Origin of the sequence: Citrobacter sedlakii (assembly GCF_018128425.1) — a bacterium.
Lineage (GTDB): Bacteria > Pseudomonadota > Gammaproteobacteria > Enterobacterales > Enterobacteriaceae > Citrobacter_A > Citrobacter_A sedlakii.
On record NZ_CP071070.1, the window covers coordinates 2314244 to 2340368 of the forward strand.

General features: G+C 55.1%; 21 protein-coding genes. 11 read left to right on the forward strand and 10 right to left on the reverse strand.

Going from position 1 to position 26125, the window contains the following annotated elements:
* Positions 1–288 precede the first annotated feature (288 nt).
* The 7 genes from narI to JY391_RS11080 all read right to left on the reverse strand — a co-directional run bounded on the left by narI (position 289) and on the right by JY391_RS11080 (position 10098).
* The gene (narI, locus tag JY391_RS11050; RefSeq protein ID WP_042283097.1) at positions 289–969 is read right to left on the reverse strand and encodes a respiratory nitrate reductase subunit gamma; all 681 of its coding nucleotides are present in this window, start codon (positions 967–969) and stop codon (positions 289–291) included.
* Positions 966–1661 (reverse strand): nitrate reductase molybdenum cofactor assembly chaperone, encoded by a 696-nt coding sequence (gene narW, locus JY391_RS11055; RefSeq protein WP_211935736.1) that lies wholly within the window; start codon positions 1659–1661, stop codon positions 966–968. Before narW ends, narI begins: the two co-directional genes overlap by 4 nt.
* Positions 1661–3205, reverse strand: a complete 1545-nt coding sequence (gene narH, locus JY391_RS11060; RefSeq protein WP_211935737.1) for a nitrate reductase subunit beta — start codon at positions 3203–3205, stop codon at positions 1661–1663. Before narH ends, narW begins: the two co-directional genes overlap by 1 nt.
* Positions 3202–6942: a nitrate reductase subunit alpha gene (locus JY391_RS11065; RefSeq protein WP_211935738.1), complete on the reverse strand. Its 3741-nt coding sequence runs from the start codon at positions 6940–6942 to the stop codon at positions 3202–3204. The genes narH and JY391_RS11065 overlap by 4 nt, the downstream gene beginning before the upstream one ends.
* 96 nt (positions 6943–7038) lie before the next feature.
* Positions 7039–8427 carry a NarK family nitrate/nitrite MFS transporter gene (locus JY391_RS11070; RefSeq protein ID WP_042283087.1) on the reverse strand — a complete coding sequence of 463 codons (1389 nt, stop codon included), beginning with the start codon at positions 8425–8427 and terminating at the stop codon, positions 7039–7041.
* Positions 8428–8653: 226 nt separating this feature from the next.
* Positions 8654–9232: a TetR family transcriptional regulator gene (locus JY391_RS11075; RefSeq protein ID WP_042283084.1), complete on the reverse strand. Its 579-nt coding sequence runs from the start codon at positions 9230–9232 to the stop codon at positions 8654–8656.
* A gap of 68 nt (positions 9233–9300) precedes the next feature.
* A complete protein-coding gene (locus JY391_RS11080) occupies positions 9301–10098 on the reverse strand; it encodes an IclR family transcriptional regulator domain-containing protein (RefSeq protein WP_042283082.1) in 798 nt (265 codons plus the stop codon).
* 211 nt (positions 10099–10309) lie between these two features.
* On the opposite strand from JY391_RS11080, the gene JY391_RS11085 reads away from it, so the two are divergent.
* The 8 genes from JY391_RS11085 to JY391_RS11120 all read left to right on the forward strand — a co-directional run bounded on the left by JY391_RS11085 (position 10310) and on the right by JY391_RS11120 (position 18181).
* Entirely contained in the window at positions 10310–11482 is a 1173-nt protein-coding gene (locus JY391_RS11085; RefSeq protein ID WP_167333849.1) for a muconate cycloisomerase family protein, read from the forward strand.
* Positions 11483–11494: 12 nt separating this feature from the next.
* Positions 11495–11785 carry a muconolactone Delta-isomerase gene (gene catC, locus JY391_RS11090; RefSeq protein ID WP_042283075.1) on the forward strand — a complete coding sequence of 97 codons (291 nt, stop codon included), beginning with the start codon at positions 11495–11497 and terminating at the stop codon, positions 11783–11785.
* A gap of 66 nt (positions 11786–11851) precedes the next feature.
* Entirely contained in the window at positions 11852–12778 is a 927-nt protein-coding gene (catA, locus tag JY391_RS11095) for a catechol 1,2-dioxygenase (protein ID WP_211935739.1), read from the forward strand.
* A 62-nt stretch (positions 12779–12840) separates the two neighbouring features.
* A complete protein-coding gene (locus JY391_RS11100; protein ID WP_211935740.1) occupies positions 12841–14223 on the forward strand; it encodes a Rieske 2Fe-2S domain-containing protein in 1383 nt (460 codons plus the stop codon).
* On the forward strand, positions 14223–14708 hold the full coding sequence (gene benB, locus JY391_RS11105; protein ID WP_211935741.1) for a benzoate 1,2-dioxygenase small subunit: 486 nt from the start codon (positions 14223–14225) through the stop codon (positions 14706–14708). The genes JY391_RS11100 and benB overlap by 1 nt, the downstream gene beginning before the upstream one ends.
* A 9-nt stretch (positions 14709–14717) precedes the next feature.
* The gene (gene benC, locus JY391_RS11110; protein WP_211935742.1) at positions 14718–15734 is read left to right on the forward strand and encodes a benzoate 1,2-dioxygenase electron transfer component BenC; all 1017 of its coding nucleotides are present in this window, start codon (positions 14718–14720) and stop codon (positions 15732–15734) included.
* Positions 15735–15744: 10 nt separating this feature from the next.
* Entirely contained in the window at positions 15745–16518 is a 774-nt protein-coding gene (gene benD, locus JY391_RS11115; protein ID WP_200033256.1) for a benzoate diol dehydrogenase BenD, read from the forward strand.
* A 175-nt stretch (positions 16519–16693) separates the two neighbouring features.
* Positions 16694–18181, forward strand: coding sequence for an MFS transporter (locus JY391_RS11120; protein ID WP_211935743.1), 1488 nt, complete (start codon positions 16694–16696; stop codon positions 18179–18181).
* A gap of 1 nt (position 18182) precedes the next feature.
* On the opposite strand, the gene JY391_RS11125 is transcribed toward JY391_RS11120, so the two are convergent.
* The 3 genes from JY391_RS11125 to yddG all read right to left on the reverse strand — a co-directional run bounded on the left by JY391_RS11125 (position 18183) and on the right by yddG (position 21144).
* Positions 18183–18569, reverse strand: coding sequence for a GFA family protein (locus JY391_RS11125; protein ID WP_256380021.1), 387 nt, complete (start codon positions 18567–18569; stop codon positions 18183–18185).
* A gap of 141 nt (positions 18570–18710) precedes the next feature.
* Complete coding sequence (gene ompC, locus JY391_RS11130) at positions 18711–19811, reverse strand: porin OmpC (RefSeq protein ID WP_211935744.1); 1101 nt, start codon at positions 19809–19811, stop codon at positions 18711–18713.
* A 451-nt stretch (positions 19812–20262) separates the two neighbouring features.
* Positions 20263–21144 (reverse strand): aromatic amino acid efflux DMT transporter YddG, encoded by an 882-nt coding sequence (yddG, locus tag JY391_RS11135; RefSeq protein WP_211935745.1) that lies wholly within the window; start codon positions 21142–21144, stop codon positions 20263–20265.
* A gap of 288 nt (positions 21145–21432) precedes the next feature.
* Between yddG and fdnG the strand changes: the two genes are divergently transcribed.
* From fdnG to fdnI, 3 genes are read left to right on the forward strand one after another with little or no spacing between them, the layout of a single operon-like run.
* Positions 21433–24480, forward strand: a complete 3048-nt coding sequence (gene fdnG / locus JY391_RS11140) for a formate dehydrogenase-N subunit alpha (RefSeq protein ID WP_181823167.1) — start codon at positions 21433–21435, stop codon at positions 24478–24480.
* A 12-nt stretch (positions 24481–24492) separates the two neighbouring features.
* Positions 24493–25377, forward strand: coding sequence for a formate dehydrogenase subunit beta (gene fdxH / locus JY391_RS11145; RefSeq protein ID WP_042283047.1), 885 nt, complete (start codon positions 24493–24495; stop codon positions 25375–25377).
* A complete protein-coding gene (gene fdnI, locus JY391_RS11150; RefSeq protein ID WP_060569780.1) occupies positions 25370–26026 on the forward strand; it encodes a formate dehydrogenase-N subunit gamma in 657 nt (218 codons plus the stop codon). The genes fdxH and fdnI overlap by 8 nt, the downstream gene beginning before the upstream one ends.
* Positions 26027–26125 lie beyond the last annotated feature (99 nt).

Genomic DNA, 26125 nt, shown 5'->3' on the forward strand with positions numbered 1-26125 from the left:
GCGTCTGTTATTTATTTCATAGAAAGAAAGGTAGAACGGCAGGAAAATTGTCTAATTCTGCTTAAGCGAAGGCAAATGAAATGATTTTAACTCGTCACCAGCATTAATGGCTCGGGCGGGCGCCGAGTGCTGGTCAGAGATGCGGTATTTAAAGTATTTAAGAGAATTTTAAACTGTGGCACGCAAATCTTCGTCATTTCTTAAATACAGCGCCGCCGTGTTAAGGAAACAGAGAATGATACTTAAGGAAATAAACCCGGCAGGCGAGGCGCTACCGGGCGAAAAAACTTATCGGCGAGAACGGACTATCTGGTATCGGCGGGTAAAATATTCAAACGGCGCGCTCCAGACGTGTACCAGACGGGTGAACGGGAACAGCAGAAAAATGGTCATCCCCAACACCAGATGGACGCGGAAAACAAAGGCAACGCCATTAAGCATTTCTGACGAGCCGCCACGGAAGGTGACAATACTCTGTGCCCAGCCAACCAGCTTCATCATTTCACTGCCGTCAGGATATTGGGCTGAAAACGGAATAGTACTCAGCCCAAGCAGGCACTGGATCAGCAGGATGCTCATGATGATAATGTCAGGCGTGGTCGAGGTGGCGCGGACGCGCTGGTTGGTGAGACGACGCCAGAGCAAACCAGCGCCGCCAATGAGCGTCAGTACACCGCACACGCCGCCGAGAACCATCGCCATTTGCTGTTTGACCGCGATCGGCAAAAACCAGGCGTACATCCAGTGCGGTGTCAACATGCCGAAAAGATGGCCGAAGAAAATGCCGAGTATGCCGATGTGGAACAGGTTCGACCAGACCACCATGCCGCGCTTATCCAGCATCTGGCTGGACGAGGCGCGCCAGGTGTACTGACCATAATCATACCGCAGCCAACTACCGAGAAAAAAAACGGTCGCGCAGATGTAAGGGTAGATATCGTAAAAAAAGACGTTCAGGTACTGTATCATTTCGGGCCTCCCGCACTGACGTCGACGTACTGCGGCGCCACGTCCTGGCTAAAGCGTCGTTGATATTGCTGTAACGGTGAGCTGTCACAGGCTGTGGCGTTATCTTCAATAAACTTCACCTGTTCTTCTTCCCAGACGGCATCGAGCGCCTGGCAAGTGTCATCACGGCTTTCTTGCGTTACCTGTGGCGTGACACTGTCACTTGAAAGCGGGCTTCCGGCGAGGCTCAGCAGGGCATCGAACAATTGATACCACGGGGCGCCGCGCTGTTTCAGCCTCCCTCCCAGTAACGCCAGAATCGGCGCGACGTTTTGCAGACCTTCGCGCGCGTCGGCTTCCGACAAAATGCTGAGATATTCGAGATACAGCGGCAAATGGTCGGGAAGTTCGCGACAGTCGAGTTGCAGACCCACTTTCTCGTACTGGGTCATCAGATCGACCATCGCCTGGCCGCGATCGCGGGACTCGGCGTGGACATGTTCAAACAGCAGCAGCGACGTGGCGCGGCCCCGGTCAAAGACCTCACACCATTCGGCCTGCTTATCCAGCAGCGGGGCGTTGAGCATGTCGGTGGCGAAGCCGTTGAGCGCAGGCGCGTCGTGACGCACCATCGCCAGCACTTCGTCTTTGCATTCCCAGAGAAACTCATCCGGGTATTCCATCAACAGACCGATCGCTTTGAGGATTTGCATTATTCTCCCTCCGCTTTATCACGCACTTCGGTGATGTTGATGGCGTCAATGCGGCTACTGTTGAACAGGTTGAACTTGGTGTCGGAACCGTGGCAGCCGTCGCCAAAGGTAAAGCCGCAGCCGTTGCGCTCGGGGAAGGCGTCGCGCGCCATCTCGCGATGGCTGGTCGGGATCACGAAACGGTCTTCGTAGTTGGCGATCGCCAGATAGCGATACATCTCCTCGACCTGTTCGACGCTCAGGCCCACTTCCTCAATGGCGCGGGTATCCGTCACGCCTTCCACTGTTTGCGAACGCATGTAATGACGCATGGCCATCATGCGCTTCAGGGCGCGCAGCACCGGGCCGGTATCGCCTGCGCTGAGCATATTCGCAAGGTACTGCACCGGAATGCGCAGGCTTTCGATCGCCGGAAGTACGCCATTTGACGGCGGCAGCCCTCCGGCGTCGGCGTAAGACTGAATCGGCGACAGCGGCGGGACGTACCAGACCATCGGCAAGGTGCGGTATTCCGGATGCAGCGGCAACGCCAGTTTCCAGTCCATCGCCATTTTATAGACAGGGGAACGCTGCGCCGCGTCGATCACGTTCTGCGGAATACCCTGTTTCAAGGCCTCTTCAATCACCGCCGGGTCGTTCGGGTTCAGGAACACGTCGCACTGACGCTCATACAGATCGGTTTCATGCTCGGTGCTGGCGGCTTCTTCGATGCGGTCTGCGTCATACAGCAACACGCCGAGGTAGCGAATGCGCCCAACACAGGTTTCAGAACACACGGTTGGCTGCCCGGACTCAATGCGCGGATAGCAGAAGATGCATTTCTCAGACTTGCCGCTCTTCCAGTTGAAGTAGATTTTTTTGTACGGGCAGCCGCTAATGCACAGACGCCAGCCGCGGCACTTGTCCTGGTCGATCAGCACGATGCCGTCTTCTTCACGCTTATAGATCGCGCCGCTCGGGCAAGTGGCGACGCAGCTTGGGTTCAGACAATGTTCGCAAAGGCGGGGCAGATACATCATGAAGGTGTTTTCAAACTGCCCGTACATTTCCTTCTGGATCTTGTCGAAGTTACGGTCACGGGCGCGCTTTTCAAACTCGCCGCCAAGCAGTTCTTCCCAGTTTGGCCCCCAGATAATTTTGTCCATCCGCTTACCGTCAATCAACGAGCGCGGGCGGGCGGTCGGCTGGTGTTTACCCTCCGGCGCGCTGTGCAGGTGCTGATAGTCAAAAGTAAAGGGCTCATAGTAGTCGTCTATCTGCGGCACAACCGGGTTTGCGAAGATTTTGGTGATGACGCCCATTTTTCCGCCCATGCGCGGACGTATTTTACCGTTCACGTCGCGAACCCAGCCGCCTTGCCACTCCTCCTGGTCTTCCCAGTTTTTCAGATACCCGATACCCGGTTTGGTTTCGACGTTGTTAAACCATGCGTATTCCATCCCTTCACGTCCGGTCCAGACGTTTTTACAGGTGACAGAGCAGGTGTGGCAGCCAATGCATTTATCGAGGTTAAGCACCATCCCAACCTGTGAGCGTATTTTCATTTTTTCGCCTCCTGTACCTGATTGCGACCTTCATCATCCAGCCAGTCGATATTTTTCATTTTTCGAATCATGATGAACTCGTCGCGGTTAGAGCCGACGGTGCCATAGTAGTTAAAGCCATAGGCCAGTTGAGCGTAGCCGCCGATCATGTGTGTGGGTTTCGGACAGACGCGGGTTACCGAGTTATGAATACCGCCACGCATCCCGGTAATTTCTGACCCCGGAATATTCATGATGCGTTCTTGGGCGTGATACATCATGGTCATCCCCGGCGGTACACGCTGGCTGACCACCGCGCGAGCGGTCAGTGCGCCGTTGGCGTTGAAGGCTTCAATCCAGTCGTTGTCTTCAATGCCCAGCTCGCGGGCGTCGGTTTCGCTGATCCAGACAATCGGTCCCCCACGTGACAGCGTCAGCATGAGCAGGTTTTCGCTATACGTAGAGTGGATGCCCCATTTCTGATGGGGCGTCAGGAAGTTGAGCGCTTTTTCCGGGAAGCCGTTGGGCGGGATCTCGCGCATTTCGCTGACGCTGCGGGTGTCTATCGGCGGTCGATAGGCGACAAGGCTTTCACCGAATGCGCGCATCCACTGATGATCCTGATACAACTGCTGGCGGCCAGAAAGGGTGCGCCAGGGGATCAGTTCGTGGACGTTGGTGTAACCCGCGTTATAAGAGACATGTTCGCTTTCCAGACCGGACCAGGTGGGGCTGGAGATGATTTTGCGCGGCTGCGCCTGAATATCACGAAAACGGATCTTCTCATCTTCTTTATTCAGCGCCAGATGAGTATGTTCGCGCCCGGTCATCGCGCCGAGCGCTTCCCACGCTTTCACCGCCACCTGACCGTTGGTTTCCGGCGCCAGCGCAAGGATCACTTCGGACGCGTCCAGCGCGGTGTCGATCCGCGGTCGGCCTTTAGCCGGGCCTTCGCGCTTGGTATAGTTCAGTTTACCGAGGAATTCGACTTCCGCCTCGGTATTCCAGGTGATGCCCTTGCCGCCGTTGCCCAGTTTATCCATCAGCGGGCCGAGCGAGGTGAAGCGCTCGTAAGTGGCGGGGTAGTCGCGTTCCACGACCACCAGGTTGGGCGCGGTTTTGCCGGGGATCAGATCGCACTCGTTTTTGCGCCAGTCAAGGATATCAAACGGTTGCGACAATTCTGCCGGGGAGTCGTGCTGCAACGGCTGCAACACCACGTCGGTTTCCTGACCCAGATGGCCGACACACACTTCGGAAAAGACTTTAGCGATGCCCTTGTAGATCTCCCAGTCGCTGCGCGATTCCCACGCGGGATCCACCGCCGCCGACAGCGGGTGAATAAACGGGTGCATATCCGACGTGTTCATATCATCTTTTTCGTACCAGGTGGCGGTCGGCAACACGATATCGGAGAACAGGCAGGTGCTGGACATTCGAAAGTCGAGCGTGACCAGCAGATCCAGCTTGCCTTCAATGGCGGCAGACTGCCATTCCACTTCTTCCGGCTTAATCCCCTCGCTAGAGCCGAGCGCTTCACCCTGAATGCCGCTTTCGGTCCCGAGCAAATATTTGAGCATGTATTCATGCCCTTTGCCGGATGAGCCGAGGAGGTTCGAGCGCCAGACAAACAGGTTGCGCGGGTGGTTATTACCGCTGTCCGGCTGTTCGCAGGCAAAGCGGATATCGCCCGATTTCAGCGCCTGCACGGTGTAATCCACGGGTGACAGACCGGCTTTTTCCGCACGGGTTTTTAGCGTCAGCGGGTTAAGATTGAGCTGCGGCGCGGACGGCAGCCAGCCCATACGCTCAGCCCGCACGTTGAAGTCAATTAAATGGCCGGTAAATTTCGCCGGGTCGGCTAACGGTGAGAGAAGCTCCTGCGCAGTGAGCTTCTCATAACGCCACTGGCTGGCGTGATTATAGAAGAATGAGGTACTGTTCATCTGGCGCGGCGGACGGTTCCAGTCCAGCGCGAAGGCCAGCGGCAGCCAGCCAGTCTGCGGACGCAGTTTTTCCTGGCCGACGTAGTGCGCCCAGCCGCCGCCGCTTTGTCCGACACAGCCGCAGAACACGAGGATGTTGATCATTCCGCGGTAGTTCATGTCCATGTGATACCAGTGGTTAACGCCGGCACCGAGGATAATCATCGAACGCCCGTGGGTTTTATGCGCCGTATCGGCAAATTCGCGGGCAATGGTTTCAATATGGTAACGCGGTACGCCGGTGATCTGTTCCGCCCAGGCGGGCGTATAGGCTTTCACTTCCGCATAATCTTTCGCGCCGTACGCATCGTCCAGCCCACGATCGAGGCCGTAGTTGGCGAGCACCAGATCATAGACGCTTACCACCGGACAACTGCTGCCGTCAGCAAGCGTCAGGCGTTTCACTGGCAACTGACGGACCAACACCGGTTCCTGCTTCACGCTACGGAAATGCGGGTTTTCGTTCCCTCCGAAATAGGGGAACGCCACCCCCAGGACCTCGTCATGTTGACCGAGCAGCGACAGTGTCAGTTCGGTTTCGTGGCCTGCCGCCAGCGGCTCGAGGTTCCATTTGCCTTTTTCACCCCAGCGGAAGCCAATTGAGCCGTTGGGCGCAACTAACTCACCGACGCTGTTGTATGCCACGGTTTTCCATTCCGGATTGTTGGCTTCGCCGAGACCGCCGACCAAATCGGACGCACGCATCATGCGGCCCGGAACGAAGCTGCCATCCTCGCGCGCATCCAGCAAAACCAGCATCGGCATGTCGGTATAGCGGCGGCAATAGTTGAGGAAGTAGTCGCTGGGGTTATCGAGATGGAACTCTTTGAGAATGACGTGGCCCATCGCCATCGCCAGCGCGCTGTCGGTGCCTTGCTTCGGCGCCAGCCACTGGTCGCTCAGCTTGGCGACCTCCGAAAAGTCAGGCGTAATGGCAACGGTTTTCGTGCCTTTGTAGCGGACTTCGGTAAAGAAGTGGGCGTCCGGGGTTCGGGTCTGGGGGACGTTTGATCCCCAGGCAATGATGTAGCTGGAGTTGTACCAGTCGGCGGATTCCGGCACATCGGTCTGTTCGCCCCACGTCATGGGCGATGCAGGCGGCAGGTCGCAATACCAGTCATAGAAGCTCAGGCAGGTCCCGCCGAGCAGCGAGAGATAACGGGTTCCGGCGGCATAGGACACCATCGACATGGCCGGGATCGGCGAAAATCCGGCAACGCGGTCCGGACCGTAGGTTTTTATCGTCCAGACGTTGGCCGCCGCGATCAGTTGATTCAACTCTTTCCAGTTGGACCGGATAAATCCGCCACGCCCGCGCACCTGTTTGTAACTCATGCATTTCTGCGGGTCGTTCATGATCGATTCCCAGGCCAGTACCGGGTCGCTGCACTGGGTCAACGCTTCGCGCCACAGTTCGATCAGGCGCTTGCGCACTAACGGGTACTTCAGACGATTGGCACTGTATAAATACCACGAATAGCTGGCCCCGCGTGGGCAACCGCGCGGTTCGTGGTTGGGCAGATCCGGACGGGTACGCGGATAGTCGGTCTGCTGGACTTCCCAGGTGACCAGGCCGTTTTTCACATAAATTTTCCAGCTACAGGAGCCGGTACAGTTCACCCCGTGGGTGGAACGCACAATCTTGTCGAACTGCCAGCGTTGACGATAACTGTCTTCCCAGTCGCGGTTGGTGTGCATCACCTGACCGTGACCGTCAGCGAAGGTGTCGCCCTTAGATTTAAAATAGCGGAAGCGATCCAACAGCTTGCTCATGACATTTCTCCTGCTTCGATAATGTTGCCGTCGTTCTGCAAGCCGGAGGATGGGGCAAGCGCCTTCTCCGGCCTGATAACAGCGATGAATATGTTGTTATTGTTGTGTGGGTTTGCGGCGACCGTAGACCAGCCAGGTCACCAGTACGCAGACGATGTAGAACACCAGAAAAATTTTCATGGCGCCGACGGGGGAGCCGGTCATTGCCAGTGACGTACCAAAGGCTTTCGGGATAAAGAAGCCGCCGACCGCGCCAATGGCGGAAATAAAGCCCAATGCCGCCGCGGTATCGGTCACCGCTTCACGCTGCGCCTGCTCATCTGTGCCGCCGCGAAGTTTGACTTTGTAAAGGGTGAGCTGGCGGAAGATCACGGCAATCATCTGGAAGGTGGAGCCGCTGCCCAGGCCCGCCGTGAAAAATAGCCCCATAAAGACGAGGTAGAAGGCGATAAAACTTCCTGAACCTGTACCGGGCAATGTCAGGAACAGCAGCGCGGAAAACAGCGCCATAAAGATGAAGTTGATCAGCGTCACGCGAACGCCGCCGAACTTATCGGAAATCACACCGCCAGCAGAGCGCGCCAGTGCGCCGATAAACGGGCCGAAAAACGCCAGATTCAGAATGTCGACCTCCGGAAACTGCGTTTTGGACAGCATGGCAAAGCCTGCTGAAAAACCGATAAACGAGCCGAAGGTCGCCAGATACAGCAGGCTGAGCAGCCAAAGATGAAAACGCTTGAGCACCGGTAACTGCGAGGCGATGGAGGCTTTTGAACTGGCGATATCGTTGGTGCCCATCCAGGCGGCGACAGTGGCGATAGCCAGTAGCGGCACCCAGATCCACGCGGCATTCGCCAGGGAGAGCAGACTGCCGTCAGGCTGCGGAACGCCCTGCACGCCGAGGAAGGTGAAAAGGGGCAAGAAGATCACCAGCGGCGCGACCAACTGCATTACGCTCACCCCGAGGTTGCCCAACCCTCCGTTAACGCCCAGCGCGCTTCCCTGTTTCGCCTTTGGAAAAAAGAAGCTGATATTGCCCATGCTGGAAGCAAAGTTGGCCCCGGCAAATCCACAGAGCAGCGCAATAATAATAAACACCCCGAAAGGGGTATTCGGGTTCTGAACGGCAAAACCGAGCCAGACGCAGGGAATAATCAGGATCGCGGTGCTGAAAACTGTCCAGCGACGTCCGCCAAATATAGGCACCATAAAGGAGTAGGGGACGCGTAATATTGCGCCAGAGAGAGAGGGTAATGCCGTTAATAAAAACAGTTGATCGGTGGTGAAATTAAAACCAATTTTATTAAGATTGACCGCCACCGCGCTAAAAAGCATCCAGACACAGAAGGCAAGTAACAGACAAGCCACTGAAATCCAGAGATTTCGTCGTGCGATGTGTTTTCCTTTATTTTCCCAGAAAGCGGGATTTTCAGGCTTCCAGTCACTCAAGAGATAACGATTATTTTTCTCATTTTGTAGCGCAATATTGCCCCTCGCATGCACATGTCGTTCATAAAAAAATAAAAAAGCAGGCCAAAGGGCGCATAACGCACGCTGTGCATTCGCCCTTTTTAGAATTTATTGATGTTTTTAGGAATATTGATGAAAGGATAGATAGAAAACGCGCAACCGGGCGGCGCGAAGGGGAAGAAAAAGTTGCTTAAGTGTTACTAAATGTAAACAAAAGATGTACTGTTTTTACATCTACGGTTCAGGAAAACAGCTCCAGGCTGATCATACGATCCAGATGACGTTCAAAAGCGGGATCCGCCATTTCCTGAAGACCAAGCACATACATGCCATCCAGGCCGCACACCAGGGCAATCAAACGCCAGGCAATATCCGCAGGGCCATCTGCCGTCGAGAATTCCCCTTCTGCCAGTCCACCTTCAATAATGGCCGTGGTCTTTTCATGCCACATGCGCATAGTGAGCAGGTAGGCGCTTTTGATATCCGCGTCCTGGTCGGCAAGGATCTGCGCTTCACGCCAGAGTTTGATATAAGGTTCGAAACCGCCGTCGTCGCTGCCAAGCATAGCATGCAGGCGCGCGCGCCAGCTGGCATCTTCGCCCGGGACGTCTGCGTCAAGCAACGTACTGATAATGCGCACAAATGCTTGCGATTTCAGATCGCCGGCAGAGGTAAAGTGATGATGTACCTGACCAGCGGCGACTTTCGCCTCGGTGGCAATACGTCGGACCGTCATGGCTTTAAATCCGTCTTCCAGCCCCACGCGCATTGCCGCCTGCAAAATCACTTCACGACGCTCATCTTTATGCAGATAGCCCATATGTACCTGTATCTTCCCGAAAAATGGCAGTGTAACAAAAAGCTGGACGCCTGTTCAATTACGGCAGTTTATAGCTTAAGCGACAGCTCCATCGCAGCGCGACGCAAGGGCGCGAGGGCTTTTAGCTTTAGTGCGTCGGCGCTCATCGATGAAGCCGGTACGCCGACGTTTAACGCGGCGACAAGGGTGCCGCTACGCGAAAGCAGCGGTACCGCCAGCGAGCATAAGCCCACTTCGATCTGACGATCGGCGAGCGCGTACCCTTGCATCCGCACCCGTCTGATTTCATCGCGTAGCGCAGAACGATCGCAAAGGGTATACGGGGTATAACGCAGTAAACTTGCTCGTGACAGTGTCACCTCTAACTGCTCTTCCGGCAGCGCGCTTAGCAGTACCCGTCCCATTGACGTAGCCCACGCCGGTAAACGACTCCCGCGCCCGATATCGACGCTGAGCAAATTGTTCATGGCTGCCCGGGCGATGTAAAGCACGTTGTCGCCGTCCAGCGTGGCCGCAGAGCACGACTCGCCGAGCGTTCTGGCAAGATCATCTAATGCCGCCTGCGCCACTTTCGCCAGCGGCGTACCGGCCAGATAGGCATGGCCTACGGCCAGAACGCGCGGAAGCAGCTCATAGCTGCGGCCATCAGGCGTGTGCACCATGCCAAGTGCGGCGAGAGTGTACAGACAACGCCTGACCGCGGCGCGTGAAATCTGCGTCTTTTGACTGAGTTGTGAGATGGTCAGGCGCTGACGCTGCGGGGTGAAGGCGTTCAGTACCGCCAGACCGCGCGCCAGCGACAGCATGAAATTCGGGTCCGATGCGGCCTGTCGCGTGCCGATCGTCGGCTGATGTTCATCGCTCATTGAATTCCTCTCCGCTGCAATTCGAAGCCATAGCGCACTCACTATACCTCGCGTGCGGGGACGGAAGGCGGAATATCCCCGTTTTCCCACGGGGATCACATTATTAACTTCAATGTAACATTCGCGCCGATAATCGCACACCATTTCGATTATCGCCGTTGACCCACTTCCCGGCTGACCCCTATTGTCAAAAGCACCGTCACCGTTCGTTATTGATGACGATCGCAAAAGTTATGACACGCATTCTCAGGAAGAAATGATGAGCGCAACCGTTGAAGAGATTGAAAGCTGGCTGGTCGATGTTCCGACCATCCGCCCCCATAAATTATCAATGACCACGATGGGCTGTCAGAGTCTGGTTATCGTGCGTATCACCCGTTCGGACGGCATTCAGGGCCTGGGAGAGGCGACAACCATCGGCGGGCTGAGCTACGGCGTAGAGAGTCCGGAGGCAATCCAGTCTGCGATTAGCCATTATCTGACCCCGCTGCTCAAAGGTCAGCCCGCAGATAATCTCAATGTGCTGACGGCGCGGATGAACGCAGCCGTGAAGGGCAATACTTTTGCGAAATCGGCCCTCGAAACGGCGCTACTGGATGCGCAGGCAAAAGCGCTTGGGTTGCCCGTTTCTGCGCTACTGGGCGGCGCGCTGAATACTGCGCTGCCCGTACTCTGGACACTGGCAAGCGGGAATACCGCAAACGACATTGCCGAAGGGCAGCGACTGCTGGAGGAAGGTCGACACCAGGCGTTTAAGCTGAAAATTGGCGCCAATGCGCTTGATGACGATCTTGGCCACACGCGGGCCATTGTCGAGGCGCTTGGCGATCGCGCCAGCATTCGGGTAGATGTCAATCAGGCATGGGACGCGACCGTCGCCGCGAAAGGCTGTCGGGAACTGGCGGCGATGGGGGTCGATCTGATTGAGCAACCGGTCAGCGCGCAGGACAGCGCGGCGCTGGTACGCCTGAGTCAGCAAACTGACGCCGCCATTCTGGCCGATGAGTCCGTCGCCAGCCATTTTGACGGTTACCGTCTGGCACAGCAGGGGTTTAGCGGCGCCTGGGCGTTAAAAATCGCCAAAGCGGGTGGTCCCGCCAGCGTGTTGAAACTGGCGCACGTCGCGCAGGCTGCCGGAATCAGTTTGTATGGCGGCACCATGCTGGAAGGAACGATCGGCACTGTCGCGTCGCTGCACGCCTGGTCGACGTTGTCATTACCGTGGGGAACGGAGATGTTTGGGCCGCTGCTCCTGAAGGATGACATTGTCTGCGTACCGCTGTCTTTCGCGAATGGCCACGTGGCGCTGCCGCAAACGCCCGGACTGGGCGTGGAACTGGATGAGGATAAATTACGCTTTTATGCCCGCGCACAGCGGGAATAACAGGAGGTCAACATGCTATTTAAAGTGGAAATGACGGTCAATATTCCGTACGGACTGCCGGTTAAAGAACAAGAAGAGATGAAAGCCCGCGAAAAAGCGTATTCCCAACGGTTACAACGGGAAGGGAAATGGCGCCATATCTGGCGCGTCGCAGGGCTGTACGCCAATATCAGCGTTTTCGATGTTCAGGATGCTGAAGAATTACATCAAATACTTATGGGGTTGCCGCTTTATCCTTTCATGGAGATTCATGTGGAAGCGCTGTGTCGCCACCCGTCGTCGATTCATGACAGCGATAAATAATCCTTACGCCGAACGCCGGAAAACGTTCTGGTATGACCCTACAGAAAATAAGAAGCGAGAAACATTATGAGCCATTCATTTATCAACCAACACACTGTTCAGGATTTATTGCGTGAAAGCGCCGGATTAAACTCGACCGATGGAAACGAACGTTTTAAATCGATTATTCATCGCTTGCTCACGAATATCTGTACATTAATTGACGACTACAATGTGACGCAGGAAGAATTCTGGCATGCGGTGAATTATCTGCACGAACTTGGCGGTCGTAAGGAAGCGGCGTTATTGGCTGCCGGATTGGGTCTGGAGCACTTTCTTGATCTGCGCCAGGAAGCTATCGAAGCCAGCCAGTCATCCGAAACGGGAACCCCACGCACCATTGAAGGGCCACTGTATGTTGCAAACGCGCCGCTGGTTGACGGGCATGACCGGATGGATGACGGTCTGGACGACGGAGAAGTCATGTGGCTGTACGGTGAAGTAAAAGACGTGCAGGGACACCCCGTCGCAGGCGCGATCGTGGACATCTGGCACGCCAATACGCTCGGCAACTATTCATTTTTCGACCCCAGCCAGAGCGAATATAACCTGCGTCGCCGTATTCGCACCGACGCGGAAGGACGCTACAGCGTGCGGAGTATTTTGCCTTCCGGCTACGGTTGTCCTCCTGATGGCCCTACCCAGGCGTTACTCGATCGTCTGGGCCGCCACGGTAACCGACCTGCTCATATCCATTTCTTTGTCTCTGCGCCGGGCTTTAAGCACCTTACCAGCCAGATTAACCTTAATGGCGATCGCTACCTGTGGGACGATTTTGCGTTTGCCACTCGCGATGGTCTGATCGCCGATCCGGTGAAGGTTACCGATCCCGCATTAATTGCGCAGCGTCAACTGGCAGGAGAACATACCGAGGTGCGATTCGACTTTACGCTCTGCAAGGCGCAGCGCGCCGAAGAAGAACAGCGTATTACTCGCCTGCGCGCGCTGGAATAATTCACCGCCCAATAAAGATTCACTGAACGCTTAATCCTGAATGATGCAGGAGGACCAGACACATGCAAAAAACGCTCTCGGCATTAAAAGATAAAATTTCTCAGGCCTTAATTGTCGATCGGGAAAACCATATTTATCGCTGTCATCGCTCCATCTTTACCGATAGCCAATTATTTGATTTTGAAATGAAGCATATATTCGAAGGCAACTGGGTATTTCTGGCGCATGAAAGTCAGATCGCGCAACCCGGCGATTATTATACTCTGACGCTGGGCCGCCAGCCCGTTATTATTACGCGCGACAAGCAGCAGACCCTCCATGCGTTAATTAATAGCTGTGCGCACCGCGGGGCGATGTTATGCCGACGTAAAACCGGAAATAAAAACTCGTTTACCTGTCCGTTTCATGGCTGGACGTTCAGTAATAACGGCAAGCTGCTTAAGGCGAAAGATGAAAGTACCGGCGGGTATCCAGACTCTTTTAAGCAGGACGGATCGCATGATTTAAAAGCCCTGCCACGCTTTGCGTCTTATCGTGGATTTTTATTCGGTAGCCTCAATGACGAGGTACAACCGCTGGAGGAGTATCTTGGCGAGACACGGAAAATCATCGATCTGATTGTCGACCAGGCGCCGGAAGGGCTGGAAGTGCTGAAGGGGTCTTCCAGCTATGTCTACGAAGGGAACTGGAAGCTGGGAGCGGAAAACGGCGCCGACGGCTACCATGTCAGCGTCGTGCACTGGAACTATGCCTCGACGATGTCGCGACGCAACTATGAAGCGGACGGTACGCGCGCGGTGGACGCCAACGGCTGGTCAAAAAGCCTCGGTGGCGGCTATGGCTTTAAAAATGGCCACATGCTGCTCTGGACGCGCGCCATCAACCCGGAAGTGCGCCCGGTTTATGATCATCGGGCGCGGCTTCAGGCGACATTCGGAGAACGGCGAGCGGACCAGATGGTCAACGAAACCCGCAATTTATGCCTGTATCCCAACGTCTATCTGATGGATCAGTTTTCGACACAAATTCGCGTTATTCGTCCTCTGGCGGTAGACAAAACGGAAGTCACGATCTGGTGTTTCGCGCCAAAAGGGGAATCTGATCAAGCGCGGGCGCTACGTATTCGTCAATACGAGGATTTCTTTAATGTCAGCGGTATGGGAACCCCTGACGATCTCGAAGAGTTCAGCGCCTGCCAGCGTGGATACCTGGGGGAAAATCTGGCCTGGAGCGATCTGAGCCGCGGCGCGCTGCACTGGGTCGACGGTCCGGACGAGCACGCCCGTCACGCCGGTTTTACGCCACTGTTGAGCGGGGTGAAGTCCGAAGACGAGGCGCTGTATATCGCGCATCACCATCACTGGCAAAACGTGATGCTCGCGGCAGTCGAAAAAGAGCGGCAACGTTACGAGCAGTCGATCATCCAACGCGTGGAGGTAGTCTGATGTTAACCCTGGAACAGGTGCGTCAGTTTCTGTATTACGAAGCGCGGTTGCTGGATGATCGCCAGTGGGATGCGTGGCTGAACTGCTATAGCCCCGGCGTGGTGTTCTGGATGCCCGCGTGGGGAGATGATGATAAACCGACCCGCGATCCGCAGCGTGAAATCTCGCTTATTTATTACCCGAACCGCGAGGGGCTGGAAGATCGGGTGTATCGCATCAAAACGGAACGGTCCGGCGCCAGCACGCCGGAACCGCGTACCACCCATATGATCGCGAATGTCGAACTGTTGGGCGAAACGGCGGAAGGCCTGGCGGTGCGCTACAACTGGGTGACCTACAGCCACCGGTATCAGAATACCGATGCGTATTTTGGCACGACGCACTGCACGCTGATTGAAGAAAGCGGCGTCCCGCAAATTGTGCGTAAAACAGTACGGCTGAACAATGACTATATCCGTCAGGTGATTGACGTGTACCACATTTAAGAGGTGCTTATGAGTTTTACGATTGCCCTTAATTTTGAGGACGGCATCACCCGTTTTATTCAGTGCAACGCGGGCGAAAAGGTGCTTGATGCGGCTTACCGGCAGAAGGTTAATCTGCCAATGGATTGCTCAGATGGCGTCTGCGGCACCTGTAAATGTCATTGCGCCAGTGGGGAATATGCCCTCGGTGACGATTTTATCGAAGACGCTTTGAGCGACGATGAAGCCCAGGCAAGACAGGTACTGACCTGCCAGATGGTGCCGTGCAGCGACTGCGTGATCGATGTGCCCGTTGCCGCCGCGCAGTGTAAAACCGGGCTTACGACGCTAGACGCGACGGTACGGGCAGTGGACGCGCTGTCGGCTACGGCGTTTGAACTGGTGATAGACGCCGATGAACCGCTGGTATTTTTGCCGGGACAGTACGTCAATATTCAGGTTCCCGGCACGAACCAGGTGCGCGCCTATTCATTCAGTTCTCTGCCGGATAACCGCGAATGCCGGTTTTTGATCCGCAATGTGCCGGGCGGGCTGATGAGCCAGTGGCTGACCCAGCGCGCACGTTCCGGCGACCGTCTGACCCTCAGCGGCCCGATGGGCAGTTTTTATCTGCGCGGCGGCGAGCGTCCGTTGTTGATGCTGGCGGGCGGAACCGGGCTGGCGCCCATGCTCTCCATGTTGGAAGCGCTGGCGGCGCAGGGAAGTCAGCGTCCGGTGACGCTGTTGTATGGCGTGACTTATGACATTGATCTTGTCAAAACGGCCCGGCTGGAGGCATTTCGCGAGAGGCTGGTCAATTTCCACTGGCTACCGGTGGTTGCGGATGCCGACAGCGCCTGTCCGCAGCGGGGTTATGTCACCGCGTATCTCAATGACGCCCTGCTGAATCAGGGGGATGTGGATATTTACCTGTGCGGGCCGCCGCCGATGGTCAACGCGATCGCTGCTACGCTGCGGGAAAGGGGAATCGATCCCGCCGGATTCTGGTATGAGAAGTTTATCGCCAGTCAAAGCGCCGCGGCATAAGGAGAACCGGATGCGATTTCACACTAAAGTCGTCGCGATTACCGGCGCGGCGCAAGGGATCGGTCGCCAGACCGCAGAGCAGGCGGCAAAAGAGGGCGCAACGCTGTTACTGATCGATCGTTCCCGTCACGTTCATGAACTGGCTGCGACACTCACCGCTGAGGGCGTTCAGGTGCTGGCGCTGGAGGCCGATCTTGAGCAGTGGGAAAGTACCGAACAGGCCTTCGGAGCAGGCGTTGCACATTTTGGTCGTATAGACGTATTGATTAATAACGTCGGCGGGACGATCTGGGCGCGGCCTTTTGCCGACTATCAGCCAGAGCAGATCGAAAAGGAGATCCGCCGCTCTCTGTTTCCTACGCTGTGGGGCTGTCGTGCAGTGCTGCCGTGGATGCTGAAACAGGGGACTGGCAGCATTGTCAATGTGTCGTCCGTGGCGACATCTGGGGTGAATCGGGTGCCTTATTCGGCAGCGAAAGGCGGGGTCAATGCCTTAACCCGCTCCATTGCCATGGAATACAGCCACCAGGGGATCCGGATAAACGCCGTGGCGCCGGGAGGAACAGAGGCGCCAGAGCGTGTCACGCCGCGTAATACCGAAACGCCCACCGCGCAGGAAAAAATCTGGTATCAGCAGGTTGTGGATCAGACCCTGGACAGCAGCCTGATGCACCGCTATGGCACGCTTGAAGAACAGGCGCAGGCGATATTGTTTCTGGCAAGCGACCAGGCGAGCTATATCACCGGTGTGACCCTGCCGGTGGCCGGGGGCGACCTGGGCTGAGTTTATTCTCGCCATCCGGCTGGCTGGTCGGATGGCGCTTTTTTCCTGTCATGTTTTCCCTGATACCCACGAATTCAGATAATCACGGCGCTCAATAAAAAGTTGGACATATGTTCAATTTTCCGTAGGATCGGTAAATCTGGACGCGTGTCCAGTTTGTCTTAAGGGAAGCGTTATGTTTCGTCAGTGGTTAACATTAGTGATTATTGTGTTGGTCTACATTCCGGTTGCTATCGACGCGACGGTGCTGCATGTGGCCGCTCCCACGCTGAGTATGACGCTGGGCGCCAGCGGCAACGAGCTGCTGTGGATCATTGATATTTACTCGCTGGTGATGGCAGGGATGGTATTGCCGATGGGCGCGCTGGGCGATCGCATCGGTTTTAAACGTTTGCTGTTACTTGGCGGGGGCCTGTTTGGTCTGGCTTCGCTCGCTGCCGCATTCGCACACAGCGCCAGTTGGCTGATCGCCACGCGCGCCATTCTGGCGATCGGTGCGGCGATGATCGTTCCGGCAACGCTTGCCGGGATCCGCGCGACCTTCAGCGACGCACGCCATCGTAATATGGCGCTGGGCGTCTGGGCGGCGGTAGGTTCCGGCGGTGCTGCGTTCGGGCCGCTGGTGGGGGGAATACTGCTGGAGCACTTTTATTGGGGCTCGGTATTTTTGATCAACGTGCCTGTCGTACTGGTTGTGCTGACCCTTACCGCGCGCTATGTGCCGCGTCAGACGGGATGCCGCGATCAGTCATTGAATTTGGGGCACGCCATCATGCTGATTATGGCCATCTTACTGCTGGTTTACAGCGCGAAGACCGCATTGAAAGGGCATATCGCCATTGGCGCAATTGCCTTAACCGTCATTAGCGGCGCGCTGCTGCTGATACAGTTTATCCGTATCCAGCTTGCGGCCTCGCGTCCGATGATCGACCTGCGGCTGTTTACGCATCGCATCATTTTAAGCGGCGTGGTGATGGCGATGACCGCCATGATCACGTTGGTCGGTTTTGAGCTATTAATGGCGCAGGAATTGCAGTTTGTGCATGGCTTAACACCGTATCAGGCGGGGCTGTTCATGTTACCTGTCATGCTTGCCAGCGGCTTCAGCGGCCCCATCGCCGGTATGTTGGTGTCCCGATTTGGACTACGCAGCGTGGCGACGGGGGGGATGGCATTGAGTGCGCTGAGTTTTTATGGCCTGGCGATGACTGATTTCAGCACACAGCAACTGCAGGCTTGGGCACTGATGGCGCTGCTGGGATTTAGCGCTGCCAGCGCGCTGCTGGCGTCAACGGCAGCCATTATGGCCGCGGCGCCGGGCGAGAAAGCGGCAGCGGCAGGGGCGATAGAGACGATGGCCTATGAGCTGGGCGCTGGACTGGGCATCGCCATTTTCGGTCTGTTGCTGAGCCGTAGTTTTTCTGCCTCGATTAGCTTGCCGGAAGGGCTGAACGCCGAAGAAATGACCCGCGCATCGTCGTCGATGGGGGAAGCGGTGCAACTGGCGCAGACGCTGCCTGACGCGCTGGGAGAACACATTATTGATGCCGCGAAACAGGCGTTTACCTGGTCACACAGCGTGGCGCTAAGCAGCGCCGGCAGTATGCTGATTCTGCTGGCGGTGGGGATGTGGTTTAGCCTCGCAAACGTCAACCGCGACTAGTTTAGTGGGTTAACTGGCACAGGCTGTCCAGCGCTTCGACCTCTTTGCCGCTTAACCGGGCGTACTGTCCGGTCAGCCGCCAGAACGCGGGTTGGGTTTCGGTGTAGATTTCAGCGGCGAGGATCAAACGACGGCGATCGCCTTCGTTCAGTTCAAGCAGCGTCCAGGGGATAAAATAGCGCAGCGTATCGGTGAGCTTAAACCACAGCGGACAGCCGCAGCCGGAACAGAAGTAGCGTTCCCCCCGCGAGGAGGAGGTAAAAAAGGCCGGTTCAGGCGCGTCGGGATCCATCATCGGATGACCGCTGGCCTCCAGGTACATTGCAATGCCGCCTGACCATTTCTGGCACAGCGTGCAGTGACAGGCGTAAACATCGAGCGATTCGATATCAACGGTAAAATGGCTCTGCCCACAGAGACAACGTCCTGTATAGGTTTGCACGGCATACTCCTTATGACCGGTTTATGCATCGGTAAAAAAAGCCAGCCCGACGTGGGCTGGCTTCTATACCGCTCAATTCTAAATGAATTAGAACTGGTAGGTCAGACCCACAGCAACGATGTTGTCAGTACCTACACCAGCCGCGTCAGTAAAGTTACTGTCATCGATCAGGTTGATTTTGTAATCAACGTAGGTGGACATGTTTTTGTTGAAGTAGTAGGTTGCGCCAACGTCAATGTATTCCACTAAGTCCTGGTCACCATAACGGCCCAAGTCTTTACCTTTGGATTTCAGGTAAGCGATGGACGGACGCAGGCCAAAGTCGAACTGATACTGAGCAACCACTTCGAAGTTCTGCGCGCGGTTTGCGATGTGATCGTTACCGAACACAGTCATGTTACGGGTTTCAGAGTAGGTGGTTGCCAGATAGATGTTGTTCGCATCGTACTTCAGACCCGCGGCCCAGATTTCAGCGTTTTCACCGGAAGCATTCAGTTCGTTATCGCCGTATACGACCTGGCTGTCGGTACGGTCAGATTTCGCGTAGGCAGCGCTTACGCCAAAGCCTTCATATTCATAGCTGGAAGAAATACCGAAACCGTCACCGTTAGATCTCACGATGTCGGCGCTCTTCGGGTTGGAAGTGTCGGCTCTGTCATTTTTACCCTGATACTGAGCAGCGAAGTTCAGACCTTCAACCAGACCGAAGAAGTCGGTATTACGGTAGGTTGCAACGCCAGTGGTACGGGCAGCCATAAAGTTATCAGTCAGAGTCCAGGTGTCACCACCGAACTCAGGCAGAACGTCGGTCCATGCGCCAACGTCATACGCGACGCCGTAGTTACGGCCATAGTCGAAAGAACCGTAGTCACCAAATTTCAGACCGGCAAACGCCAGACGGGTTTTGTTGCCTTTCGTGCCTTCAGTTTCTGCGTTGTTACCTTTGAATTCATATTCCCACTGGCCGAAACCGGTCAGTTGGTCATTGATTTGTGTTTCACCTTTGAAACCCAGACGTGCGTAAGTTTTGTCGCCATCATCGCCGTTATTGTCAGAGAAGTAGTGCAGAGCGGTAACTTTGCCGTACAGATCCAGTTTGTTGCCGTCTTTGTTATACACTTCTGCTGCATTAACAACGCCTGCTGCCAACAGGCTGGTCACTGCCACTGCGACTAATTTAAGTTTCATTTTAGATAATCCTTATAATTTTCTTAATGTGTTTCCTAAACCATTGCTAAACGAGGCTTCTCATCAATGGCAAGCTATTTTTAAATTACGCAGTAGCACCAATTCAATAATAAGTTTCATCTTATTACTGGATATTTACAGATGTGTGATCCAGATCTCCTTAATATCCTGAAATAAATTAGTTACAAATGGGATTAGGCTTAAGTGAAATATTTATTAGGCTAACAATGTGCGATGAAGTGGTTATTTTGCGGTAAATTACGCAGGCTAACAATATCGAGCTAAATGAATTTGGCAGGCAGGAATTTAATAGTTAAGCATCATTTTAGTATCATTAATTTAACAGAGTACTAAATTCGAGGAAATATTTTGGTTTAATCTTAATAAAGACTAAACCAAATTCAAAAAGGTTGCCAGACAGAGAAAAAGCGGTCGCCAGTTGTGATTAAGGTCACGCCTGGCGGGTCGCCCACCAGCACAGCAACGACCCCACACAGACCATCACCGCGCCTTGCCAAAAAGAGAAAGAGAGCGGAGCACTCAGCAGTACGGCTGCGAGCGCAGAGGAAAGCACCGGCGTGAAATAGGAGCCCACCGCCATAATGGTGACATTTCCGTGCAGAATTCCCACGTTCCAGGCGGCATAAGCAAAACCTAACGTCAGGGCGGCGGAAAACAGTTTTATCACTACCGGCGTGGTAAAGACCATCACAGGCTGCGGCGTCATAAAATAATGTGCCCATAAGCTCAACGCTGTGAGCAAAACAAAAACTGTAATGCCGTTAAAGCCACGTGCATATTTATTGGTCACTGTGCAGTAGGTTGCCCAGATAAACGCGCCGAGAAAGGCGAGAAAATAGCTCAGCGGACTGGTTGTGACATTGTTGATAATTTCGGCAGGATTCAGTCCATTCTCACCGCCCAGTACCCAGCAGACGCCGACCAATGCCAGCAGTAATCCGGGAACAATCACCCAGTTGGTTTTTTGTCCGTTAAATAAAATGGCGAACAAAATAGTCAGGCTGGGCCACAAATAATTGACCATGCCGACTTCAATCGCCTGATGACGTGACGCCGCATAGCCAAGCGAAAGCGCAAGGCAAATTTCATAACTGACAAACAGAACGCTACCGGCAATCAAATAGCGCACAGGAAAACGGCGAATGTTGGGAAAACCGACGGTAAAAATCAGCAGCAACCCGCTGAGGGAATAGATTGCCGCCGCGCCACCCACTGGCCCCAGCCCTTCACTTACGCCGCGAATCAACCCCACCATTGTGCTCCACAGCACGATCGCGATAAGTCCAATGAGCGTTGCTTTTTGTCTTGTCATTCTGTTTGCCGCTTCCCTAACCCTGCAAAAAAATAAGCTGAAATATATAGCACTTTTTTAGCGGAGGATGCCAGGTCAATGCGCAGGCGGGTTACCACTAAGGTGGTATATAAAACCGGCAAAAGGCACTATTTAGTAGCGGAAGCGTTTCGTTATTGATTTGACGCAATATGCGTAAGGTTATTGCTGTTAGTTTCCTCGCGGAAGTTTATACGCGACATTTTTCACCCTGCTTTCGAGCAGGAAGAAAGATGGCGGGTATCTCACTCTGGAAAAAAGAGGAAAGCAATGGACGTCAGCCGCAGAAAGTTTTTTAAAATCTGCGCGGGCGGTATGGCCGGAACCACAGTGGCAGCGCTGGGATTCACCCCAAAAATGGCACTGGCTCAGGCGCGAAATTATAAGCTATTGCGCGCGAAAGAGATCCGAAACACCTGCACATACTGTTCCGTGGGTTGCGGGCTATTAATGTATAGCCTGGGGGATGGAGCTAAAAACGCGAAGGAAGCGATTTATCACATTGAGGGGGACCCGGATCATCCGGTAAGCCGTGGTGCGCTGTGTCCAAAAGGCGCAGGCCTGCTGGATTATGTTCACAGTGAGAACCGTCTGCGCTATCCGGAATACCGTGCGCCGGGTTCCGATAAATGGCAACGCATCAGTTGGGATGAAGCGTTTACCCGCATTGCAAAACTGATGAAAGCTGACCGCGACGCCAACTTTATTGAAAAGAACGAGCAGGGCGTTACGGTTAACCGTTGGCTTTCAACAGGGATGCTGTGCGCCTCAGCCGCCAGTAATGAAACCGGCATGCTGACGCAGAAGTTTGTGCGCTCGCTCGGCATGCTGGCTGTCGACAACCAGGCGCGCGTCTGACACGGACCAACGGTAGCAAGTCTTGCTCCAACATTTGGTCGCGGTGCGATGACCAACCACTGGGTCGATATTAAAAACGCTAACGTCGTGATGGTGATGGGCGGTAACGCCGCTGAAGCCCATCCGGTGGGATTCCGCTGGGCGATGGAAGCGAAAAACAACAATGACGCCACGCTGATTGTTGTTGACCCACGCTTTACGCGTACAGCCTCGGTAGCGGATATTTACGCGCCGATTCGTTCCGGTACGGACATTACGTTCCTGTCCGGCGTGTTGCTGTACCTGATCGAAAATAACAAAATCAACGCGGAGTACGTTAAGCATTACACCAACGCCAGCCTGCTGGTGCGTGATGATTTTGCTTTTGAAGACGGACTGTTCAGCGGTTACGACGCGCAAAAACGGCAGTACGATAAGTCGTCCTGGAACTACCAGTTCGATGAAAACGGCTATGCCAGACGCGACGACACGCTGACGCATCCGCGCTGCGTATGGAACCTGTTGAAACAGCATGTTTCCCGCTATACGCCGGACGTGGTGGAAAACATCTGCGGTACGCCGAAAGCTGACTTCCTGAAGGTCTGTGAAGTGCTGGCTTCCACCAGTGCCGCCGACAGAACCACCACGTTCCTGTACGCGCTGGGCTGGACGCAGCATACCGTCGGCGCACAGAACATCCGTACGATGGCGATGATTCAGCTGCTGCTCGGCAACATGGGGATGGCAGGCGGCGGGGTTAACGCCCTGCGCGGTCACTCCAACATTCAGGGCTTAACCGATCTCGGTCTGCTGTCTACCAGCCTGCCTGGCTATCTGACGCTGCCGTCCGAAAAGCACGGCGACTGGCAGAGCTGGCTTGACGCCAACACGCCTAAAGCGACCCAGGCCGATCAGGTGAACTACTGGAGCAACTATCCGAAGTTTGCCGTCAGTCTGATGAAAGCATTCTATGGCGACGACGCGCAAAAAGAGAATAGCTGGGGCTTCGACTGGTTGCCGAAGTGGGACCAGGCTTATGACGTCATAAAATATTTCAATATGATGGATAGCGGAAAAGTCACCGGCTACATTTGCCAGGGCTTTAACCCGGTTGCGTCCTTCCCGGACAAAAACAAAGTGGTCCGCAGCCTGAGCAAGCTGAAGTACATGGTGGTGATCGATCCGCTGGTGACCGAAACCTCGACTTTCTGGCAGAACCACGGCGAGTCGAACGACGTCGATCCGGCAGCGATTCAGACTGAAGTGTTCCGTTTGCCATCCACCTGCTTTGCGGAAGAAGATGGTTCGATTGCCAACTCCGGTCGCTGGCTGCAGTGGCACTGGAAAGGGCAGGACGCGCCGGGTGAAGCGCGTAACGACGGCGAAATTCTGGCGGGTATTTACCACCGTCTGCGCGAGATGTATCGCACAGAAGGCGGTAAAGGCGCAGAACCGCTGCTCAAAATGCGCTGGAGCTACAAACAGCCGGATCATCCGGAATCGGAAGAAGTGGCGAAAGAGAACAACGGTTACGCGCTGGCCGATCTCTATGACGCCAACGGCGCGCTGATTGCGAAGAAAGGGCAACTGTTGAGCAGTTTCGCGCAGTTGCGTGACGACGGCACCACGTCTTCCTCCTGCTGGATCTACACCGGTAGCTGGACCGAGCAGGGCAACCAGATGGCCAACCGCGATAACGCCGATCCGTCCGGGTTGGGTAATACGTTGGGCTGGGCATGGGCGTGGCCGCTGAACCGCCGCGTACTGTATAACCGCGCATCGGCGGACATCAACGGTAAACCGTGGGATCCGAAGCGAATGCTGATCCAGTGGAACGGGACGAAGTGGACGGGGAACGATATCCCGGACTTCAACACCGCGCCGCCGGGAAGCAAAACCGGTCCGTTCATTATGCAGCCGGAGGGCGTTGGGCGTCTGTTCGCGCTGGATAAACTGGCGGAAGGGCCGTTCCCGGAACACTACGAGCCAATGGAAACGCCGCTGGGGACCAACCCGCTGCATCCGAACGTGGTTTCCAGCCCGGTGGTTCGCATCTATGAAGACGACGTACTGCGCTTAGGCAAGAAGGATAAATTCCCGTATGTGGGAACAACCTATCGTCTGACCGAACACTTCCACACCTGGACCAAACACGCGCTGCTGAATGCCATCGCGCAGCCGGAACAGTTCGTGGAGATCAGCGAAACGCTGGCGGCGGCCAAAGGCATCGCCAATGGCGATCGCGTTACGGTGAGCAGCAAGCGTGGGTTTATCCGTGCGGTAGCGGTTGTTACCCGCCGCCTGCGTACGCTGAACGTGAACGGTCAGCAGGTTGAAACCGTTGGGATCCCGCTGCACTGGGGCTTTGAAGGGGTGGCGCGTAAAGGTTATATCGCCAATACCCTGACGCCAAACGTCGGTGATTCAAACTCGCAAACGCCGGAATACAAAGCGTTTTTAGTTAACATCGAGAAGGCGTAAGGGGGCTAGCATATGTCTTTGGAAACGCAGGACATTATCAAACAGTCCGCAACCAACTCCATCACGCCGCCCCCACGGGCGCGTGATTACAAGGCTGAAGTCGCCAAGCTCATTGATGTCTCCTCCTGCGTAGGCTGTAAAGCCTGCCAGGTGGCGTGTTCAGAGTGGAACGACATTCGTGATGAGGTGGGCCATTGCGTCGGTGTGTACGACAACCCCGCCGATCTCAGCGCCAAGTCGTGGACGGTGATGCGCTTTAGCGAAACCGAGCAGAACGGCAAACTGGAATGGCTGATCCGCAAAGACGGCTGTATGCACTGTGAAGATCCGGGCTGTCTGAAGGCGTGCCCGTCTGCCGGCGCCATCATCCAGTACGCCAACGGGATCGTCGATTTCCAGTCAGAGCACTGCATCGGCTGTGGCTACTGCATCGCCGGGTGTCCATTTAATGTGCCGCGCCTCAATAAAGAGGATAACCGCGTCTATAAATGTACGCTTTGCGTCGATCGGGTGAGCGTGGGTCAGGAACCGGCCTGTGTGAAAACCTGTCCGACCGGGGCAATCCACTTCGGCACCAAGAAAGAGATGCTGGAGCTGGGCGAGCAGCGCGTCGAGAAGCTGAAAGCGCGCGGCTATGAACACGCAGGCGTCTACAATCCGCAGGGCGTCGGCGGGACGCACGTAATGTACGTGCTGCACCACGCGAACCAGCCGGAGCTGTATCATGGTCTGCCGAATGAGCCGAAGGTCGACACCTCAATCAATCTGTGGAAAGGGGCGCTGAAACCGTTAGCCGCCGCTGGCTTTATCGCCACCTTTGCCGGGCTTATCTATCACTACATTGGTATTGGCCCGAACAAAGAAGTGGACGATGACGAGGAGGAGCATCATGAGTAAGTCGAAAATGATTGTGCGCACGAAGTTTATCGACCGCGCCTGTCACTGGACGGTGGTCATTTGCTTCTTCCTGGTGGCGCTGTCGGGGATTTCGTTTTTCTTTCCGACCCTGCAATGGCTGACGCAGACCTTCGGGACGCCGCAGATGGGACGCATTCTGCACCCGTTCTTCGGCGTGGCGATCTTTATCGCCCTGATGTTCATGTTTGTGCGGTTTGTCCACCACAACATACCGGATAAGAAAGACATTCCGTGGCTGAAAAACATTGTGGAAGTGCTGAAAGGTAACGAACACAAAGTGGCGGATGTCGGCAAATACAACGCCGGGCAGAAGATGATGTTCTGGTCGATCATGAGCATGATTTTTGTGCTGCTGGTCACCGGCGTGATCATCTGGCGCCCGTACTTCGCGCAGTATTTCCCGATGCAGGTAGTGCGTTACAGTCTGCTGATCCATGCCGCTGCCGGCATTATCCTGATGCACGCGATCCTTATCCATATGTATATGGCATTTTGGGTGAAAGGGTCGATCAAGGGGATGATTGAAGGAAAGGTGAGTCGTCGCTGGGCGAAGAAACACCATCCGCGCTGGTATCGCCAGATCGAGAAAGCCGAAGCGAAAAAAGAGAGTGAGGAAGGGTTACGTTAATCCCCTCATAGTCCAACAGGCGTGACTGCGGTCGCGCCTTTTTTTATCTGTAGAAAATTTCTGAAGGCAAAAGCGTAAGCCCGGTAAGCGCAAGCGCCA

Bases quoted from the DNA above. Each gene is read 5' to 3' on its own strand.
- fdxH (WP_042283047.1), top strand. From the start codon at position 24,493: ATGTCTTTGGAAACGCAGGACATTATCAAACAGTCCGCAACCAACTCC.
- catA (WP_211935739.1), top strand. From the start codon at position 11,852: ATGAGCCATTCATTTATCAACCAACACACTGTTCAGGATTTATTGCGT.
- benB (WP_211935741.1), top strand. From the start codon at position 14,223: ATGTTAACCCTGGAACAGGTGCGTCAGTTTCTGTATTACGAAGCGCGG.
- narW (WP_211935736.1), bottom strand. From the start codon at position 1,661: ATGCAAATCCTCAAAGCGATCGGTCTGTTGATGGAATACCCGGATGAG.
- JY391_RS11075 (WP_042283084.1), bottom strand. From the start codon at position 9,232: ATGGGCTATCTGCATAAAGATGAGCGTCGTGAAGTGATTTTGCAGGCG.
- yddG (WP_211935745.1), bottom strand. From the start codon at position 21,144: ATGACAAGACAAAAAGCAACGCTCATTGGACTTATCGCGATCGTGCTG.
- JY391_RS11080 (WP_042283082.1), bottom strand. From the start codon at position 10,098: ATGAGCGATGAACATCAGCCGACGATCGGCACGCGACAGGCCGCATCG.
- fdnI (WP_060569780.1), top strand. From the start codon at position 25,370: ATGAGTAAGTCGAAAATGATTGTGCGCACGAAGTTTATCGACCGCGCC.
- JY391_RS11120 (WP_211935743.1), top strand. From the start codon at position 16,694: ATGTTTCGTCAGTGGTTAACATTAGTGATTATTGTGTTGGTCTACATT.
- benC (WP_211935742.1), top strand. From the start codon at position 14,718: ATGAGTTTTACGATTGCCCTTAATTTTGAGGACGGCATCACCCGTTTT.
- ompC (WP_211935744.1), bottom strand. From the start codon at position 19,811: ATGAAACTTAAATTAGTCGCAGTGGCAGTGACCAGCCTGTTGGCAGCA.
- benD (WP_200033256.1), top strand. From the start codon at position 15,745: ATGCGATTTCACACTAAAGTCGTCGCGATTACCGGCGCGGCGCAAGGG.
- narH (WP_211935737.1), bottom strand. From the start codon at position 3,205: ATGAAAATACGCTCACAGGTTGGGATGGTGCTTAACCTCGATAAATGC.
- narI (WP_042283097.1), bottom strand. From the start codon at position 969: ATGATACAGTACCTGAACGTCTTTTTTTACGATATCTACCCTTACATC.
- catC (WP_042283075.1), top strand. From the start codon at position 11,495: ATGCTATTTAAAGTGGAAATGACGGTCAATATTCCGTACGGACTGCCG.
- JY391_RS11100 (WP_211935740.1), top strand. From the start codon at position 12,841: ATGCAAAAAACGCTCTCGGCATTAAAAGATAAAATTTCTCAGGCCTTA.
- JY391_RS11065 (WP_211935738.1), bottom strand. From the start codon at position 6,942: ATGAGCAAGCTGTTGGATCGCTTCCGCTATTTTAAATCTAAGGGCGAC.